The 19,848-nt window shown below is 64.3% G+C and carries 6 protein-coding genes and 2 pseudogenes; 2 read left to right on the top strand and 6 right to left on the bottom strand.

From position 1 onward, the window contains the following. Window positions 1-207: 207 nt before the first annotated feature. The 4 genes from FB389_RS08215 to FB389_RS08200 form a co-directional block, all read right to left on the bottom strand. Complete coding sequence (locus FB389_RS08215) at window positions 208-3,672, bottom strand: Ig-like domain repeat protein (protein WP_170207938.1); 3,465 nt, start codon at window positions 3,670-3,672, stop codon at window positions 208-210. A gap of 305 nt (window positions 3,673-3,977) precedes the next feature. After that, on the bottom strand, window positions 3,978-7,070 hold the full coding sequence (locus tag FB389_RS08210) for an esterase-like activity of phytase family protein (RefSeq protein ID WP_142112630.1): 3,093 nt from the start codon (window positions 7,068-7,070) through the stop codon (window positions 3,978-3,980). A gap of 146 nt (window positions 7,071-7,216) precedes the next feature. Further along, on the bottom strand, window positions 7,217-8,275 hold the full coding sequence (locus FB389_RS08205; protein ID WP_142112628.1) for a threonine aldolase family protein: 1,059 nt from the start codon (window positions 8,273-8,275) through the stop codon (window positions 7,217-7,219). 36 nt (window positions 8,276-8,311) lie between these two features. Beyond that, the gene (locus FB389_RS08200) at window positions 8,312-10,798 is read right to left on the bottom strand and encodes an FAD-dependent oxidoreductase (protein WP_142112626.1); all 2,487 of its coding nucleotides are present in this window, start codon (window positions 10,796-10,798) and stop codon (window positions 8,312-8,314) included. A gap of 199 nt (window positions 10,799-10,997) precedes the next feature. Between FB389_RS08200 and FB389_RS08195 the strand changes: the two are divergent. Beyond that, window positions 10,998-12,252 (top strand): annotated as a pseudogene (locus FB389_RS08195) (IS3 family transposase). Window positions 12,253-12,284: 32 nt separating this feature from the next. Continuing rightward, a pseudogene (locus FB389_RS08190) lies at window positions 12,285-12,662 on the top strand (phosphoketolase family protein); the annotation flags it as partial. Window positions 12,663-12,698: 36 nt separating this feature from the next. On the opposite strand, the gene FB389_RS08185 reads toward FB389_RS08190, so the two are convergent. After that, the gene (locus tag FB389_RS08185; RefSeq protein ID WP_142112625.1) at window positions 12,699-13,754 is read right to left on the bottom strand and encodes a threonine aldolase family protein; all 1,056 of its coding nucleotides are present in this window, start codon (window positions 13,752-13,754) and stop codon (window positions 12,699-12,701) included. A gap of 217 nt (window positions 13,755-13,971) precedes the next feature. Further along, on the bottom strand, window positions 13,972-19,743 hold the full coding sequence (locus FB389_RS08180) for a GH92 family glycosyl hydrolase (protein WP_170207937.1): 5,772 nt from the start codon (window positions 19,741-19,743) through the stop codon (window positions 13,972-13,974). Window positions 19,744-19,848: the final 105 nt, after the last annotated feature.

The following is a 19,848-nucleotide window of genomic DNA, read 5'->3' as shown; positions in this document are numbered from 1 at the left end:
GTGGTGCTTGCGGACGCGGCACAATGGCACGTCGCTCGTCCCTCGCCGAGGCAACCTAACCACTATACCCGACGACGACTCGAATGCTGGCCGATACAAACCGGTCGGTTTCGCAAAGCTGCCCAGCATCCGGTCGCCCCTTTGCCGGTCGCACGCAGGGGTACGGGAACCGCCAACAGATCACCGCGGGTCCCGCACCCCCTCACATCACTTCGCTTTCAGCGTCACCCGTTTTGACCACTTGGCCAGGGTCGTCGCCTTCGACTTCGGGACGAACCGGACACGCACCTTAACCGACTTGAAGTACTTCTTCTTGAGTCGGAATGAAACTTTCCCCTTCTTCTTCGCGTTGATTTTTACCGTCTTGACGGTCTTCCCTCCAATGCGAACAAGCAGTTTGCCCGTTGCGACGCGCCCGTTCGAGAGTTTGGTAACCGTGACCTTGATCTTCGGGTTGGTACCGCGTGCAAACTTCTTCGCCTTCACCTTGACCTTCTTTGTGGAGGCCTTCACCACAGTGAAAGTCTGCTCACCCGCCGCAGATACCACGGTTGTTGAGCCTGATACCAGACGCGCCGTCAGCCGCGAGTAGTTACCCACCGCGAGCTTCGCGGGAAGGAGCAGTGTCGCGACGCCTTCGGTACCCGATCGCACGATGCCAGCTCGGCCGAGCACCTTTCCGTTAGCCGTAAACTCCACCGCGCCCGCGAGCGTTCCCTTCACGGTTACGCTCACCTGCGCGCGTCGCGCAGTGACCGCGTTGAAAGGTTGACTCGACGTGAGGAACTTCGGCGTGCCGAGCGTTACGTGCGCGACCGGGTTCGCCGCAACCACCACACTCACGGATTCGGTCGTGGCGGCCAGGTAGGCCTCGTCACCGCTGTACTTCGCGGTGAAAACGTGCGTGCCAACGCTCAAAGCAGTCACCTGCTTAGTGGCCGCCCCGCCCTCTACCGGCAAAGATCCGAGCGACTGCGCACCGTCGAAGAACTCCACCGTCCCCGTCGCCTGCTCCGCCAGGCCGACGCGCAGAGCCACCGACGCCCCCTCCTTGACAGCAGTAGAGCTCGCCTCGAGCTTCACCTGCGCGTCGACCGGATCGACCGGAGTAGTCCCGGCCTCCACGACCGCCGCGGTCTGCACCGATTCGATAAGAACCCTGTCGTATCCAGGCTTGCTACCCGAAACTCGCACCGTGATCTTTTTCCCCAACACGCTATCCGGCACGACCAGGGTCGACGCCGTCTGGCCGTAGATGGCGGTACCGTTCGCGTACCACTGATAGGACAGCTCCACGTCACTCGGTGACCACTCACCGGCATCTGCGGTCAGTGTCTTCCCTACCTCGGCGATGCCGCGAACTGCGGGCTCTTGCCCCATGATTTGCTGCGACCTTGGGTACGCGCGAAGCATTCCCCACACCCACCAGGCAGTCTGCTCCTGGTTGCCCGGATCCTTTTCACGATCGAGCAGGAACGACTCTTGCAAGAGATTGTTCGATCCCGTGTGCGCCTCAACAAAGTCCGCGAGCACGGGAAGTCGCATGCTTTCGACTTCACCGCCGTATTCCTTGACCCAAGCGAACTCCCAGCCAAGGCCCTTGCCGATCACCTCAACATCGAAGTTGCACGTTGCGCCCTCCGGATCCGGCCCCAGGTTCCGTGTGCATGCCTGCAACATCAACCACGGTCCCTTGCCGCCTTTAGCCGGCCATGTGTACGACCCTCCGTCCAAATACGCTTCGTAGGTATTGGCCATGACTGCGCGGTCGATGCCGGCCCAGTCTGCGGCAACGGGGGCAAAGTTCGCCCAGTTGAACCCGTCCCACCGCTTCAGTGCCGAATTATTCTTGGTGTTGGTCTCGCCATCCGGCAGCCAGTACATCTCACGGTAGATCTGCTTCGAGACGCCTTCGACGTCGCGCGTTACGACCAGGTTGTCGTTGATTCCCTTCGCTATCTCGGCGGACCACTCACGCCAACCCTCAATGGTGGACGCGTCCTCACCTGCGATGACCGCGACGTCTGCCAGCTCGCTCAGCGCCTGTGACGCGAAGACGTTGGTGATGATGTCGTAACCGCGTAGGTGCACATTCTTGCGCGACCCCTCAAATTCTGGGTTGTACAAGAGGTTGAGAGGCTTGCCCGTCGTCGGATTGATGCCCGTATTCCAGAACTCGTCCGTCAAGTAGTAGTTCGCCCAAGCGGACACCGTGGGATAGGTTTCGGCGATGAATTGCGTGTCGTACGGGAAGGCATTGATGTATCGCGCCCACGCCAGGATGTACATGTAGTTACCATCCGGCTGGTTGGCCATGTCTTCACCGCTGTAGACCAATGATTGTGCCTGGAACCCGGCCGTCGCGTCCCCTTCGACCGTCGAGGCGCTAGCAGTGGTTGACATGGCGGTCGGGACGCTCGCGGCCTTACCCGCGACACCGTAGACGAGCACCGAACCCGCCGCGGATGCCGGCGCGCTGATTTTCACAGAATACTTGCGGTCCGCGGACCTTACACCAAGTGCGGGGAATGTGAATTGCTTCCACGCGGACGACGTCCCCAATGTGCTAGCGGCCATTGTCGCAGTACGCTCGATGCCAGATCCATCGCTCACACTCACGACTACGTTACCGCTGGCACCGGTTCCGCGTGCCAACGCGAGCGTTAGACCGCCGAGCGGGTTTGAACTAACGAATTGTTGTGTGACGGCCTGCGATTCGCCGACGGTGGCAACCTGCGTTGTTGGAACCGGAGCACCTGAGGTGGCGGAGGTGGGAACGTCGTTTATTGCAAATGCAACCGAGTGCCCCTTTTCCTCCCAACGACCGTATTCCCAGTTATACAGTGATCCAGGCGGGTTGATGGACTTGTTCGCGACGGTAACGCCATACCGCTGGCTGCTGGTCGATTCCATGACGAGCCAGAGTTTGGCGCCCTCGTGCAGGTAGCTCTCCTTCCCAGGAATCGTCTCAAGCTTGAAGGTCTGCCACTGGTCAGCGTTCTCCTCCGGGAGATCCGTCCGCTTCACCTCCGTGTAGGCGATCTCGTCGGCGGCGTCGTAGTTGGTGCGAACCGAAATCCGGACCGTTCCCTCCTGCCCGGAGTACGACCACATGATGAGTTTCACTGTGTCGAGATAGTTGTCGCGCAAGGTGAACGGTTGGGCGACTCTGTTTCCATCGGTCAGTTTGAAAGCGGTGTGCGCAGTCGCGTGAAGCTGGTATTGGCCTTCCCTACCAGCGAAGGGGTCAGCTGGTACGGAATTATCGACTGAGTAGGCCTCGTTCGGTAATACCCTGGGAGCCCGGTTGGCGCCCTTCACCTGGCCGTACGAAGAAATGTACTGCAAAACGTCGCGCGCTTTGTCGGGCTCACCCGCCGCCTGCATAGCCATCGCCTGTATCGAAGAATCACGAATAAACATGCCGGTGTAGCCGCCGTTTACTGATGTTGGCGCGAAGCCAGACGCAGTCACACGATCCGACAGCGAGGCGTAACTCGCGTCGAGGATGTCACCGAGTGTGGCCTGCTGCGCGAGTCCCGGCCGGCCGCCGGAGAGTGAATCACCCCCTGCGGTGACCGCCACCGCTGGCGAACTGGCAAGGGCTAGCGGTATCGCAAGCGACCCACATGCCGCTATCGCTATCCCGGAAACTAATCTCTTCAGACGCATCCTTGCACCTCTCGATGGCATCGCTGACCGGTGGGTCTGCGAACGGTAGCCCCGGGGACGGCCTTGTCCCCAAGACGAACTGACAACGTTGTCGTATCGAGGTTGACCTTACGTGGAATACATGATTCCCACAAGCGCAATTAAGCCAATGACGGAGTTATCACCCGCCCATTCGCGAGCAATTTACGCAAAGGGGATCGCCGGGCGCGACCTGATCAACAGCCGCGCCCAGCGACCCCCAGCAACAACCGCGCCCAGCGACCCCCAGCAACAACCGCGCCCAGCGACCCCAGTGCGCAGTGACGCTACTTTTTCTTCGTCGCGCTTGCTCCCAGATAGTTCCGGTCACCCCCGTATACGGCGGTCACTTTTCCGCCCTTCCGCAACTTTTTGGTCGTGACAGCCACAACAGCTCGCGCACCCGCGCCAACACTCATCTTCGCTGCCCCGACCTTCTTGCCCCCCACAGCCACGGTTACCTTGCCCGTCGGCCTGACCCCACCGACGCCCGCGACTGACACCGTGATTCGCGCGCGCTTGCCTCGCTTGACCTTCGCGACCTTAGTAACGCGAACCTTCGCGGCGGCCTTGGCGACCCGCACGGAGAGCGCCACGGATGCCGATTTCGCGGCCCCCGCCACCCCGACGACCACCGTGAGGCGATGCGTTCCCGCAGTGAGGTTACTTGGAAGGACGAGTTCCGCGCCCCCCTCAACCAACCTTCCACTGGCCAATTCGGCGGCGCCGCGCCGCACGGACGCAGTCCCGTTGATTGCTCCCGCCACGGATGAACCGACCTGGACCGTGACGACGGCCCGCTTCCCGACCGTGGCCGCCGTGGCCGCAGCGGCAACGGTGTACGTCACGGGCGCCGGGGTGCCTGCGCCGTCCGAACCACCGTTCGAACCACCATCGGAACCACCGTCCGAACCACCATCGGAACCAGCCGAGCCGTCGCTCTGCGTCGCGGCAAGCAACCCGTCGATGGCACCGAGGCGCAGCAACTGGGTTTCCCCCGTCGCGTCTTTGACGCCGTCGTTATCGGTGACCGCGTACAGAATTCCATCCAACCCGACGGTCAGCCCTTCAAGTTTTTCTTGTGTCCATCCCGCCGTCGCGCGCAGCATGGGCAGCGCATCTACCAGCAGCGTCTTTTCAAGTGCAGTCGCATCTTCCACCGCATCGGCCGCGGGCGCATCCTCTTGCGATCCGGGTGTCGGCAGCGTGACGATGTATACGCGCTTCACGGAGGCGGCCGGGCCGTTCAGCTTGTCGCGTTCGATGATCGCGAACCGCGAGTGGCCCAGCGCAGTAATCTCAGATACGCCCATCCAGTCACCCGCGGTCGTGGCCGACTCAAGCGGGTAGCTGAACCAGTGGAACGTCTTGTCCGAAACGTCGTACCGTCCAATTGTTGCTGCAGTTGCGGAGCCCGTCTTGCCCACACCACGCTGTAGGACGAAGTAGACGTGTTCGCCGGTTCGATCCCAGGTCGCGGTGACGCCTTCGATTCCCCACTTCCCCATGTTCGAGGCAGTGCCCTCGGGAAGCGAAATCTGCTCCTGAATCTCGCCGGCCGCGTCGACCCGCACGATCTGGTTCTTGTCGCCGGTCGCGCCCTCAACACCGAGCCAGAACCCGCCCTGCGGCCGCGCAAAGACCCCCTCGATGTCCAAGCCGATCGGCTCGCCCGCTTCGGTCACCGCGATGGCGCCGTCAATAACCGCGGGGTCGGCCGCCACGTTGACGTGGAATATCTTGGACGGGGACATGGCCGAATCCGCCGCGGTCCACAGGTAGTCGGCGTCGACAGGGTCGGTGCTCAGCGCACCAAGCGCCGTCCAACCGATCGGATTGCCCTGGGCATCGTTCGCGGAAACCACCGACGGGAATTGCGGTGCCCCCGCGCCGCCCGCGAACGCGGCTCCGTACCCGAAAACGTTGACGCTGGAGCGCACACCCGCGGAAGCGTCGTCAACCTCGGACGAAACGACCAGCAGGTTCCGCGACGGTATGGGCAGTATTCCTTCAGGACCGTTGGTCACCGCAAGGATCTGGATGAACACCGGGTTGCTGGCGTCGTCCACGTTGTAGACGGCGACAAAGTTCGATCGTTCGGAGCCCACGAAGGCGTAGCGCTTGCCACCCAGGGTCGCCACCGACAGGCCCTCGATCTCGACGCCCTTCTTCGCCGCCCTGTCCTCGTTGTGCAGTCCGGTCCGCACCGCCAAGCGCTCCAGGCTATTGCCCGCGTCCCAGGTCACGGAACCGTCGGTCACGTCAAACACCGACCACGCGCGAGTGCCACCTTTCCAGTCGCCTTCGTTGGCCGTGGCGATGTGTGAATCATCAATCCACGCAACCGCATCGGGTTCGCGGGCGATGTCCGAGATGGAACTCGTCTGATCGATGTTCCCATCTTTCTTCGTGTCGATCCCCGTCACCGTTGCGGTGCCAACCGAAAACGCGCTCTTGACGCTCGCGGCGTCGATGTCAACTAGCACCACACCATTGTTTTCTTGCAGGGTGACCGCGGCGGTCTTGCCGTCCGGGGAAATCGAAACGTATTCGGGTTCCGGGTCCTGCGGCGTGTCGAGGCCCGCGGCTAGCATGGCCGGGATCGGCGCCCCCTGCTCGTCCACGAGGGAAACCTTCGTCGCAGTCCACTGCGCCGGATCCGCGCCGGCCGCGTCGATGACCTGAATGTACCCGGCGGGCAGCTGCGGCAGGTCGCCCTTCTTGCCCCCGGCTGGCTTGAATTCTTCGTCGCGTTCGTTTTCGATCGCGATCACGGCGCGTGTGTGGTCGGGGGTAACGGCGATGGAATCGGGCTGCCCGCCGAGCTCAATGCTGCTCACCCTCTGACGGGTGGCGAGGCTCACCACGTCGACGCGACCGGACGGATTTGCGTACGACTCGGAGGTGTTGACGACGACCATGACGTAATCACCAATCACGGCGACCGACGTCGGTTCGTCTTCCGCATCACCGAGGGAGGTCAGGCTCAAGGCGCCCAGCCCGACAGGTGCCGACGGATCGGTCAGGTCCACAAACCCGATCCGTTTTGCTAGAGCATCCGTGTAGACAAGGGTCTTGCCATCAGCGGACACCGAAGAAATCTCCGCGACGGTTGCGGTTGCGGGATCCTCGCCCGCGGGTCGGTTCGTGTAGACCGGGTAGGTCGCCAAACGGTGGAACGCGTCGGTGGCCTGCGGCGACGTCCACACGAAAGCATCCGCGGCCGGTGAGGTGGCACTGGAAACGGCCTGGGGCAATACGGGCACATCGGCGCCGGGCGCCGCATTCGCTGCCGGTGTCACGACCGAGAGGCCGAGCGCAGCGGTGACGATCGAGGCAGCTGCAAGGCGCGCAGCGCGAGGGGACTGTTGCGAGGGCATGAAACCTCCGAGACGGGGTGCCGCGCTCCTGCGAGCGCGACCCGGTCATTGTCGCCGGGCGTTGGCCACGCTCACATGCGCAGGCGAACCGCACCCAAATGGATGGTTAATTCCCGCCCACCCCTTGGCGAACCCTGCGGGGACCGTCAGTCGCCGGCTGCCGCCGCGAGGGCGGCGGTGAACTCGTCCACGATTTGTTCCGAGGTGTCGAACGAGCACATCAACCGCACCTCGCCGCCGCGAGCGTCCCAGTCATAGAAGCCGAATCGGGCGCGCAGCGGTTCGCGAATGCGCGCGGGAAGCACGACGAACACGGCGTTGGTATCGGAGCGTTGCGTCAATCGGATACCGGCATCCGGGTGCGCGTCGATCACCCGCTCGATTCCGCGGCGCAGTTGGGCGGCGCGTGCGTTCGCGTTCGCTGCATTGCTGCGCCACAGCTCGGTCCCAAACAGCGCAACGAGTTGGGCAGAGACGAACCTCATCTTCGAGGCGAGCTGCCCGGTGTACTTGCGCACAAATTCGGTGCCGCGACCCGCGTCCGCGTGCAAGATCACCACGCATTCGCCGACCATCCCGCCGTTCTTGGTCGCCCCCAGCGACAAGACATCGACGCCCGCATCCGTCGTCATCTGGCGCAGCGACGCACCCAACGCTACGGCCGCATTCGCCAGGCGCGCGCCGTCCATGTGCACCGCCATGCCCAGCTCATGCGCGCGAGAGCACAGTTCCCGCAGTTCGCCGAGCGAGTAGGCCGTTCCCAGCTCGGTGGGTTGCGCGATAGAGATCGCGAGCGGTTGGGCGCGGTGGGGATCGCCGCGGTCACCGGCGTAAACATCCAGGTCCGCCGGCCGCAACTTGCCGTCGGGGGTGGGAACCGTCAGCAATTTCACGCCGAGCAGCCGTTCGGGCGCCGCGTTCTCGTCGACGTTCAGGTGCGATGATGCCGCAGTGACCACCGACCCCCAGCGGGGCAAGATCGCGCCCAGGGCGACCACGTTCGCGCCGGTCCCGGTGAGCACGGGAAAGGCCGCCGCCGCAGCACCAAAGTGATCCGCGACGACGGCCTCCAGGTGCCGCGTCCACGGGTCATCGCCGTAACCCGCCGCGTGGCCCGCGTTGGCGTCGGCGATCGCCGCCGCCACCTGCGGATGGATGCCCGAATAGTTGTCCGAATTGAACCGGTGCGCATGGTGTAACGACACATCTTCAGGATACGGCCGCGCGCACGGCAATCGGCCCTAGATGAACAAAGTGCTGGCGCTCGCGTCGCTGGCCGCGATGAACGAGGCCACCCCTCCGAGTTTGACGCCATCGACGAGTTCAGCCGCGCGGATGCCCAGCAGATCCATCGTCATGGTGCACGCGGTCATCTCGGCGCCACGCTCCATGGCGCTCTCGATGAGCTGCGGCAGGGGCGCCACGTCGTGGTCCTTCATGACCTTTTTGATCATCGCCGTTCCGGCGCCCGCCATGTTCATCTGGCTTAGCTTGAGGGCCCCGGGCCCGGCCGGCATCATCGCTCCGAACAGCTTATCGAGGGCCGATTTGTCGGCGGTCTTGACTCCGGGTTTCCGCAGTGCGTTCAAACCCCAGAACGTGAAGAACATGCGCACCGGTTTGCCCATGGCCAATGCGCCATTGGCGATGATGAATGCCGCCAACACCTTGTCCAGGTCACCGCTGAATACAACGAACGACATTCCGTCGCGACCGGAATTGTCGACGAGGCCCACTCCACCCGGGCCACCGCCCACCGTGAGGTCCATGTGGTAGCCCGCGCCCTGCGGTGTCAGGCCCGTGACCGTGTGCCCGTTTGCCGCGGCCCAGGCCGGGCCGTCGTGGGCGAATCCAGGGTCCGAGACCGTAACCGAGATCTGGTCGCCCGGTTTGAGGTCGTCCACGGCCTTGGACATCTTCATAATCGGCCCAGGGCAGGCCAATCCGGTGCAGTCCAGTTCAATCAGCTTTCCCGCTTCTTGCTTTGGGGCGAATGCGGCACCGGCCGCGGGGTACGAGACCGCCGGGGCCTGCGGCGCCGCTCCCTCCATTTCCACCTCGTGCCAGGCACGGAAGGTGTTTGCGCCGCCCGACAGCGTGCGGGCGTCCGCGAACCCGCGTTGGTCGAGGATGCGTTCCGCCAAATACGATCGGAACCCCACCGCGCAATACAGGCGAACGGGCACGTTCTTGTCCCAGTCGCGCGACCGTTCCCGGAATTCACCGATGGGGACATTGACCGCCCCGGGGATGTGCCAAAGTTCGTACTCTTGCGGGGTGCGGACGTCGACGATTCGCGCGCCCTCCGTGGCCGCCGGGAACTCCTGGGGGTACCAGAGCTTGATGTCACCGCGGATGGTGTTGGAGGCCACGAATCCGGCCATGTTGACGGGATCCTTGGCGGATCCGAAGGGCGGAGCGTATGCGAGTTCGACCTCTTCGAGGTCGAATACGGTGAGTTTCTCCCGCACCGCCATCGCGAGCACATCGAGGCGTTTGTCAACGCCATCGAATCCGGACGCCTGGCCGCCCAGGACGCGCCCCGTCTCGGGGTCGAACAGCACCTTGAGGTGCATCATGGCGGTCCCGGGGTAATAACCCGCGTGACCGGAGGGGTGAACATGCGCCGCGCGGTATGCGATTCCCGCAGCCTTGAGCTGCCTTTCAGTGGCGCCCGTGCCCCCGGCAACCATGTCGAACACCTTGACCACGGATGTCCCCTGCGTGAAGGTGTACACGCTGTCGCGGCCGCAAATGTTGTCCGCAACGATTCGGCCTTGACGGTTGGCAGGCCCGGCCAACGGCGTGAGGTATGTTCCGGGCAGAACCGGGTGCGGGGTCTCCACCGCGTCACCCGCCGCCCAAATTGAGGGATCGGACGTGCGCATGTGGTCATCCACCTTGATCCCGCCGTGTGGGCCAAGTTCCAGACCTGCTGCCTTCGCAAGTTCGGTTGCCGGGCGTACGCCGACGGACATGATGACCAGGTCGGCGTCGATGAAGGCATTGGTGGAAAGCTCCACCTTCACGGACCCATCCGCCTGCTGCGCGATGGCGGCCGCCGAGGCGCCGACGCGCACGTCTATTCCCCGCGTGCGCAGGTGGTTCATGACCGGAGTGGCTATCTCTCGGTCGACCGGCGGCAGGATCTGGTCCGCGGCCTCGACGACGGTCACCTGCACGCCCCGGTGGTGCAAGCTTTCTGCCATCTCCAGACCTATGTAGCCCGCGCCGACGACTACCGCGCGCATGGCACCGCGTTCGCCGCGGGCGGCCTGCTCGGTTTCTCGATCGACGAGGGCCTTGATCTTATCCATGTCGCCTATGCGGCGCAGGACCCGAACCTGCGGAGCATCGATTCCGGGGATCGGGATGTGCACGGCGTTCGCCCCCGGGCACAACGCGAGAGCGTCGTACGCCTCCGTGTACTGCTCACCCGTGTCAACGTCCTTGACGGTGACAGTTTTCGCGGCCGGGTCGATCGAGGTGACCTCGTGGGCGATGCGGGCGTCGATGTCGAGAAGCTCCCGGAGCGATTCTGGGGTTTGCACCAACAGCCGTTCGCGGTCCTTGATGACGTTGCCGATGTGATACGGCAATCCGCAGTTCGCGAACGAGACGTGATGGCCGCGTTCGAAAAGAATAATCTCAGCGTCCTCATCGAGCCTTCGCGCTCGCGCTGCAACTGACGCCCCCGCAGCGACCCCGCCAACCACCACAATCTTCATCAAGTCCTCCAACGCAATCGGTACCGTCGGGCTGCCCCGCTGTACGTCAAGGATACCTCTATACCCCCAGGGGTATTACTGGGACTAACGACACACTGAGGGCGCCGCGCCCGGTCTGGACCTGCAACTGCGGGCGGACGGGATCTGAAGCGCCCTGGGTTTGTTGGAGGCTCCAGAGTTATGGAACGAGAATGGACTCATCCCCCAACGCAAGAACAAGGGACGCTGCTACTTCGCTGAAGAGAAGGCTGCTGCGGTCTGGGTGGTGCGCACCCTCCGCGCGGAGCTTGGCACGAGTCAAGGAACGACGACGCGTGTGGCTGAGCAGCTCGGCTACGGCGTTGAGTCAGTGCGCTCCTGGGTGCGCCAGGCCGACATCGATGACGGTGTAAAACCCGGAGTTACGACCGACGAGCAAGCTCGCATGCGAGAACTCGAGCAAGAGGTGCGTGAACTCAAACGCGCGAATGAAACCTTGAAGCGTGCGGCGTCTTTCTTCGGGGCGCAGCTCGACCGCCACCACCGGAACTAGTGCGATTCATCACCGAGAACAAGGACGATGTTGTGACTGGTCGAAGGCTCGGGGTCGAGCGCATCTGCAAGGTTCTGCAGGTGGCCCCGTCCACGTAGTATGCCGCGAACAGCAGGCCAGCTTCTGCTCGTCAAATCAGAGATGCAGAGGTCGCGCCCATGCTGCTCAAGATCTGGGAAGACAACTACTGTGTTTATGGGGTGCGCAAGCTCTGGAAAGCAGCGCAGCGGGCAGGCATCAATATCGGTCGTGATCAGGTCGCTAGGCTGATGAAAGTGCTCAAGATCGAGGGAGCACGCCGTGAGAAGCGGGTGAAGACTACGAAGCCTGACCCTAGGATGCCGAGGCATCCTGATCTCGTGAACCGGGTTTTCAAGGCCGATGCGCCGAACCAATTGTGGGTCACCGACCTGACGTTCGTGCCGACGTGGCAGGGCGTCGCCTACGTGTGCTTCATCATCGACGCGTATAGTCGCGCGATCGTAGGGTGGCGGTGCGCGTCGAATATGAACACCGAGACGGTGTTGGATGCGATCGAGATGACGCGCTGGTCACGCGGGAAGCATCTGCCGGAGCTGCGCTGTCACAGCGATGCGGGCAGCCAATTCACCTCTATTCGCTACCGTGAACGCCTCGCACAGATCGGGGCGACGCCCTCGATCGGGACTGTCGGCGACAGCTAAGCATCAACGCTCTCGCTGAGACGGTGAACGGGTATTACAAGGCTGAGTTGGTGCGCGGGCCAGCGAAGTCTGGGCCGTGGAAAACGATTGATGATCTCGAACTCGCGACACTGGGCTGGGTGTACTGGCACAACACTCAGCGCCTCCATGGATACCTCGGCGACGTGACGCCTGCAAAGTTCGAGGCCACGTTCTATGCTGGTGTTGCCAGCGCCAAAGAACTGGTTGAAATCAAATGAACTGAGTCTCCATTAAACCCAGGGCGCTTCACATCTTCGCATATCACGGCTACCCGTGGCTCATCCACCGGCTCACCTACCGCCGGACCGGGCACGACAACATCCACGTGCGCGGTTACAAGGAGGAGGGCACGACCACCACGCCCTTCGACATGGTGATGCTCAACGATCTGGACCGCTACCGCCTGGTCATCGACGTGATAGACCGGGTGCCCGGCCTCGGCTCGCGCTACGCCGGTCTTCGCCAGAAGATGCTCGACGCGCGCCTCGCCGCACGGGAGCACACCCGCGAATTCGGCGAGGACATTCCCGAGGTCCGCGACTGGGTGTGGCCAGGCGCAAACGGGGACGGCACCGCTACGCCGCCTGTGGACCAGGCGGCCGCCGCGACCGGCGGGGACAACGAGTAGCCCGACGAGTTCCGCCCGGACTGCCAAGCGACGCCGTCAGGCCAGGCCGGCCACCGCGGCGGCGACGAACTCGTCCACATCGCCGTCGGTCGTGTCGAACGAGCACATCAGGCGGACCTCGCCGATGGCCGGATTCCAGTCGTAGAAACCGAAGCGAGCACGCAATTCCTCGCGCACTCGCTCGGGGATGACGGCGAACACGGCATTGGTGTCGCTCGCCTGCGTGAGCTCGACCCCGGGGAGCAGGCCTTGCGCGATCGCTCGGTCGAGGCCTGCCCGCAGCCGCGCGGCGGCGGCGTTCGCGGCCGCCGCGCTGCGCAGCCACAGGTCCGAACCGTAGAGGGCGACTAGCTGGGCCGATACGAAGCGCATCTTGGAGGCGAGTTGCGCACTGAACTTCCGGACGAACTCGATCCCCTCGCCCGCGGCGGGGTCCAGGACCACGATCACTTCCCCGGCGATGATACCGTTCTTGGTGCCGCCGAGCGTTACGACATCGGCACCGACCGCGGTCGTGATCTCACCTAGCGTCGCGCCCAGCGCGGCGGCGGCGTTGGCGAGTCGCGCCCCATCGATGTGCACCGCCATGCCGAGCGCGTGGGCTCGCTCGACGAGCGCCCGCAGTTCGTCGATCCGGTAGACCGTGCCCAGTTCGGTCGGCTGCGCGATGGAGATGGCGAGCGGCTGCGCCCGGTGCGGATCGCCGACGTTCTCAGTGAACTCATCGAGGTGAGCGGGCGTGAGCTTGCCGTCCGGAGTATCGACCGTGAGCAGCTTGATCCCGGCCATCCGTTCGGGTGCCGCATTCTCGTCCACGTTGAGGTGCGAGGATGCCGGGGTGATGACGCTGCCCCAGCGCGGGAGCATCGCCGCCAGCGACACCACATTGGCCCCGGTCCCAGTGAGCACCGGATAGGCCTGCGCAGCCTCCCCGAAGTGGCCTCGGACCACCTCGCGCAACCGCGTGGTCCACGGGTCGTCACCGTATCCCGGCTGATGGCCGGAGTTCGCCTGTACCAGCGCCGCCAGCACCTCGGGATGCGCCCCCGCGTAGTTGTCTGAGTTGAACCGGCGAGCAGAACTGGCATCCATCGATCCAGGATACGGCGACCCGATTTCCGTCAGGTTTCTGCCTAGGATGCGCCGGTTGATTAACGGTGCGTGTGGCGGATTCCGGACGGGATGCATGGCAAGGCGGAGGCCCGTGCCCGTAGCAGCGCTACGGACACGGCCCGGGGCGCAGCCAGGCGCCCGATCCTTGGAAGCGACACACAGCGGCCAATTGACTAGCGCGCCCGTAGCCCGGCTCCTATCGCAGCTTGAGCGACACCAGCTTGGACCACTTCGCCTGGGCCGTCTTCGCCGAGGTGGGCACGAATCTGACCTTGACCTTGATCGCGGACGAGTACCGCTTCGGCAGTTTGACCACGATCTTGCCCTTGCGCTTGGCCGTCAGTTTCGCGATCTTCACGACCTTCTTGCCGACGCGGATCCGCAGCGACCCGACCGCTGGCCGGCCATTGGACAGCGTTGCCACCCGGATGGTCACCTTCGGCCTCGTGCGCGCAGGGAACTTCTTGCCCGATACCTTGACCGACTTGGTGGTCGCCTTGACGACCCGGAGCGATACGCCCGCCGACTGCGACTGTGCCGACTTGCCGCCGGAGGTCAGCGTCGCCGTCAGCCCCCGGTAGGTGCCCACGGGAAGCCGTGCGGGGATCGGGAGGCTCGCCCGGTAGATCGAGCCCTGCCGGACGAGCTTTGCCGTGCCGAGCAGCGTGCCGCCCGCCCGGAAAGCCACGACGCCGGTGGTGACGCCGGAAACTGTGGCCGATATCGAAGCCCGGCGCTTTGCCACCGAGTCGTATGCCTGACTCGTCTTCGACAGCACCGGGGCGCTCACCTTCACCACGACAGGGTCGGTCGGCTTGGGGCCGCCACCGCCGGGTCCGCCTGGATCGGTGGGCGCGGCCGCGACGACGATCGTCCCGCCCACGACCTTGGACAGTTCACCGTCGGTCACGGTGACGTGCACCTGGTAGGTGCCCGCGGCTACGTACGTGTGCGAACCGGAGAGGGCGCCATCCTGCGTGGCGACCTCGTCCAGGGTCGTGCCATCTCCCCAGTTCACGTATGCCCGGTAGTCGCCCCGGCCGCCCGATGCCGTGGCTAGGTGGGCCGTGACCTGCTTGCCCGCCGTCGCGGCCGGCAGTTGCCCGCCCGGGACCGCCGAGAGCGGCGAGACGGCGGATCCGTCGAAGGCGAAGGCCACGATGTGCGCCTTGCCGGCAGGAATGTCGGTTCCCTGATCCTCGAGCCGGATCTGCGTCAGATTCTTGCCCGGCTGCAGGATCACCGGATCGGTGGCGAACACCGCAAGGTTCTTGGCGGGCGACTCCTGCCCCGCGTCCTTGAGCCTGCCCGGAGCGTTGAACACCTGGGTGTTGCCAGCGATGGGGTTGTTTGCCTTGTCCACCCAGTCGCCGAAGGAGACGTCCACCGGCTGCTCCGTATTGTCGCTGTATCCCAGCCATACTCGGACCGTTCGCTGCCCCTGATTCGCCATTCCGAGGAATGAGATCCGCTCGCTGCCGGGGTGGGGCTGAACAGGAATCACCTGGCCGCGGCCGGTCAATGTGTCTTTCTGTCCGGCCGGGACATCGGCAAGGGTGTACCGGAAGGTACGGCCGCCGAGTTGAACCGTCTGCTCAGAACCGAAATCGACGCCAGCGGAGCGGACCTTGGCGCGATCGTAGGCATAGCCTTCCCCGTCGCAGCTTCCGCCGACGCCGAGTTCCGAGAAGCAGGCGACGTTCGCCGCGGAGGCCACCTGTGTCGCGGTCCTGTTGTCTACGTATACGTTGACCGGGACGGTCACGCTCTTGTGCTGCCCGCCCTGCGACGCCGCGATCGTCACGGTGTGCAGGCCGGGGGTGTCGAACACCAGGTTCGCGCTCACGACGTGTCCGCCGAACGGATTGCTGGTAACTGTGGCAGTTTGCGGGCCGTTGCCGGCGTCCACCGTGACAGCGGGCGCCTCGCCGTTCGTCGTGATCGTGGCCAATGTGCCGGTGAAGGCGGCACCGGTACGGACATCGACGGTGCCGGACGCGTGAATCGCAAGTTCGCTTGTGGATGCGCCACCCGTCACGACGAGGAACTCGATCTCCGACAGCGCAAGGTTGCCGCCCCCGGTCTGGGTGACCACCAGCCGGTAGCGGCTGTAGGAGCCCGGCGAGGCGACGGTGAACGGCCTCGTCTGTGTGCGCCAGGGGAACGTCTCACCGTTGCGCTGATCCACAGTGGTCCAGTTTGCACCATCGTTGGACGCTTCCAGTCGCCAATCTCGCGGATCCCCACCGGCCGAACCGGCACCATTGGTGAGGGTGTACTCGTCCACCGTGACCGGCCCCACCTTGGAGGCCCCGGTGACGCTCCCGCCCGCCGCGGAGAACTGCGCGGCAGTACTGGAGGTGTTGTCGGTCAGCGACGATGCTTCCGTGCCAGTCGCCGAGACGCTGGCGTACCTGGCGTCGAGGATGTCGATCGACGGCGTGGGCCGCTCAGCTGGGAGCGTGCTCTCGCCCCACGTTGAAGGCTCCTCCCCCAGCGTGAAGTCCAGCGTGTGATCGGCTCCGTCGAACGCGTCTTCCACGCTCAGCGACGCGCTTTGCAACGGTGCCCCATCCAGCGTTGCCGATTGCACGTAGACGTTCTTCACCGAGTTGTTCGCGGCGTTGATGGTGACCTTGCCATTGCGTCCCAGCGGCTTGATCACCGCCTTGCCGTGCAGCGGTGAGCCCACCACGTATTCACCCGAACCGATGGCGAGCGGGTAGAACCCGAGCGCGGAGAACACGTACCAGGCACTCATCGCACCGTTGTCCTCATCACCCAGGTATCCCTGGCCGATGTCCGAGCCGACGTAGAGTCGCTGCACAGCGTCGCGAGTGAGCGCCTGCGTCCGGCTGGGCTTACCAGCGCCGGAGTAAATCCACGGGATGTGGAACGAGATCTGGTTCGAGGCCCCCCACTGTCCCATGCGCACGTCCCGCGCCTCATAGGTCTCGTGGATGCGTCGCGTGTCCGCCTTCTCCGGCGTGGCGAAGAACGTGTCGAGCTTTGCGATCAGTCCCGCCTGCCCTCCGTACAGGGCTGCGAGCCCGTCGACGTCGTGCGGCGTGTGGAAGGCGAAGTTCCAGCCGTTCGTCTCCGTGTAGGTGTGGTGACCGGTCTCGGTGCCCGAGTCCCAGTCCTCGGGGTTGTACACGGACGTGCGGTTGGAAAGGTCGTAGGAACCGGGGCCCAAGAGCCAGTCGCCGTTCGCCTTGCGCCCCTGGAAGAACCCGAGCGGCGTGTTCGCATCGGCGGGGTCGCCCACGCTAGCGTCGAACAGGTTCACGTAGCTCTCGGCGCGGCCGAGCAGGTACTTGGCGTCGTCCGCATAGCGCGCCCTGCGGTCTGCGGCCACCTCCGGGTCCTGCGCCAGCTTGGCCGCCATCTTCCCCAGGGCGTAGTCGTTGATGATCCCTTCGAGCCCCCACGACACCGACTGGTCCAGCGACGCAGGACTGTAGCCGAGGAAGATCGACTGATTCAGGGCCTTCCGCCCGACCTGGTCCGCGGCGTAGTTGCCGTCCGCCTGGATATTCGCGGACGAGACCGCCGTCGCGTTCTTGAGCCCAGCCGCGTAGGCCTCCTCGGCCAGTGATGCCGGGATGGCCCCGGCGATGTAGGCGTCCGCGAAGGACGCGTCCGAACTCGTCCCCGTCATGGAGTCCTTGTAACCCGGCGTGGACCAGCGAGCGATCCACCCACCGGCCCGGTACTGCTCGACGAAACCATCGATGAGTTCCTTCGCCACGTCCGGATAGAGCAGGTTGTAGAGCGGCCAGGCGGTCCGGTAGGTGTCCCAGAAGCCGTTGTTGACGTACATCCTTCCGCTGTTGATCTTCGCGTTGGTCTCGGTCGCCGTCGGTGAGCCAGTGGTCGCATTCACCGGGCTGGCGTACTTCCAGACTGGCTCAGCAGCCGAACCCGTGTTCTCGTGCTGCGCGTTGGGGTAGAGGTTCAGGCGGTAGAGGCTGGAGTACATCGAGATCTTCTGCTCGTCCGTCGCCTGCTGCAGCTCCACGACGCCGAGGCGCTGGTTCCATGCGGCTTGCGCGGCGGCGCGAACCTGGCTGAAGCTCTTGCCCACGACCTCCAGCTCATAGTTGTGCCAGGCCTGGCTCACGCTCATGAGTGAGGTCGCGATGCGCATCTCGACCACGCGATTGCCGGGGTCGGAGGTGTCGAAGGAGACGTACTGGGCACCGCTGCGGTCACCAGCAGCCGTCCCCTGCGCGACGGTCGCGCGGTTGAATCGCGCATGGACGAACATGCGCGTCGTTCCCTCGGCGCCGCCCTGCATCCAGCCGTCGAATCCGGTGTTGTCGCTCCGCAGGGTGAAGCCCGCGTCGTGCGACACCTTGTCGAGGAAGATCGTGCCCCGGTTGTTCGCGCTCGCCGGGAAGGTGAAGCGGAGGATCGCCGCGTGATCGGCGGGCGCTATCTCGGCCTGGATGCCGTTGTCGAACGTCACCGAGTAGTAATCCGGCCGCGCGATCTCGTTCTCGTGACGATACGTCAACTGACGATTTTCCAGGCCGGCGTTGGGCGTTCCGTCCGTGGTGACCGACGGCATGAACTGCATCTGGTTCCGGTCGTTGATCCAGCGGCTCGGCTCGTGGGAGATGGCGAGGCCCTGCAGGCGCGGCTTGTTGGCGGAGGTGTTCGATCCCTGGTACTTGTACAGGTCAACGTTAGACGACCCCTCAGTCAGCGGGGTGTAGAAGTTGAATCCATTGGGTACGGCCGTCGCGGGGAAGGTCGCACCGCGGGTGTAGTCACCCGTGGAGTCGGAGCCACGGCGGGTGTCCACGTAGGCGGTCAGGCCATCGGCCGACGTATCGATGACGCGACCGCTGCCGATGCGGATGTCATCCACCCAGCCGGTTGGAGTGGAGGCCGCTGAACCGTTCGGGTTGTCGTAGGAGAGCAGTACCTTGTGAACGGTGGCGCCCGCGAGCGCACCAAGGTCGACGCGTACCGAGTTCCACTGGCGTGCGAGGAGCCGCTTGGACTCTCCTTGACCGCGAGCGGTAGCAGGGAACCCGAAACTGTCCGTCAGGCCAGCGAGCGACATTCGCTTGAGGGTGCTGCTGCCCGCCTCGGTGTATTCAAGATCGACTGCGACGTAGGTGGCAGGCCATGCCAGTTCCAGTTCGTCGAGGTTGGGGAAGATCTTGTAGGTGAGTTCGGTATTGGATCCGATCTGCAGGTCGAGGTCCTGGTAGAGCACATTGGTCGTGCGAGCGGCGCCATCGGCCGTGTGGAAGCCCCAGTAGCGCAGCGCCTTGGTGCCACTGAATCCGACCTTGGCCTTGGCGACGCGGCTCGACCAGGGGCCATCGTCTACGGCGGTCTGCCATGGAGTCACATTCGGTGTCGAGGACCCTGTTCCGATGAGTTCCACACCGGCCAGTTGAGTGCCAGCCGCGCCGTTGTTGTCGCTCACGTCTATCCGATAGCGCGAGTAATCGCCCTGCTTGTCCGCAGGTACGGCGAAGGAATGCCGAGTGTGCAGGCTGGATGCACCCTCGTTGCCCCACAACTGACCCGTCCGGGTGTCGAGGACGGTCCAGGTGCTGCCGTCGTTCGAACCCCGCAACGTCCAGTTCTTCGGGTTGCGGTCGGGGGCGTCGTTGGCCGTGGTGAGCACGTACCGCGTCACCCGCTGCGGGCCGGCGACGACGAGATCCACCTTCGGAGTCTTGGTGTTGGCGAACCATTTGGTCAACGGGTCTCCGTCGACGAGCTTCGCGGCGGATTCGTTGGGGGCGTTTTCCGCGCTCGCGGTCACAGATGCGACCTGCGGAGTGAGGCTTCCCATCGAGAAGTTGGTGCCGCTCAGGTTCTGGGTGGTCGCACCAGCGTCCGAATAACTCGTCGAGTTTATCAGCCCCGCGGGGTTGGCCACCTCGTCAAACGAGGTATAGAACGGTGTGGTTTCAGCGTTAACCGCCTGCGCACTTGGCATACTTGCTCCCAACGACCCACCGCACAGTGCGGCGATCGCGACCGCTGCTGTGATACGCCGCCCGCCGCGTGAATGGCGGGGTTTTCCGTTTGACGATGAACGCAT

Source organism: Rarobacter incanus, from assembly GCF_006715765.1.
In the GTDB taxonomy this organism is placed as follows: domain Bacteria; phylum Actinomycetota; class Actinomycetes; order Actinomycetales; family Cellulomonadaceae; genus Rarobacter; species Rarobacter incanus.
The sequence above is the reverse complement of the archived record's forward strand: the minus strand, read 5'-3'. Positions and strand labels throughout refer to the sequence as shown.

Bases quoted from the DNA above. Each gene is read 5' to 3' on its own strand.
- FB389_RS08215 (WP_170207938.1), bottom strand. From the start codon at position 3,672: ATGCGTCTGAAGAGATTAGTTTCCGGGATAGCGATAGCGGCATGTGGG.
- FB389_RS08210 (WP_142112630.1), bottom strand. From the start codon at position 7,070: ATGCCCTCGCAACAGTCCCCTCGCGCTGCGCGCCTTGCAGCTGCCTCG.
- FB389_RS08200 (WP_142112626.1), bottom strand. From the start codon at position 10,798: ATGAAGATTGTGGTGGTTGGCGGGGTCGCTGCGGGGGCGTCAGTTGCA.
- FB389_RS08185 (WP_142112625.1), bottom strand. From the start codon at position 13,754: ATGGATGCCAGTTCTGCTCGCCGGTTCAACTCAGACAACTACGCGGGG.
- FB389_RS08180 (WP_170207937.1), bottom strand. From the start codon at position 19,743: ATGCCAAGTGCGCAGGCGGTTAACGCTGAAACCACACCGTTCTATACC.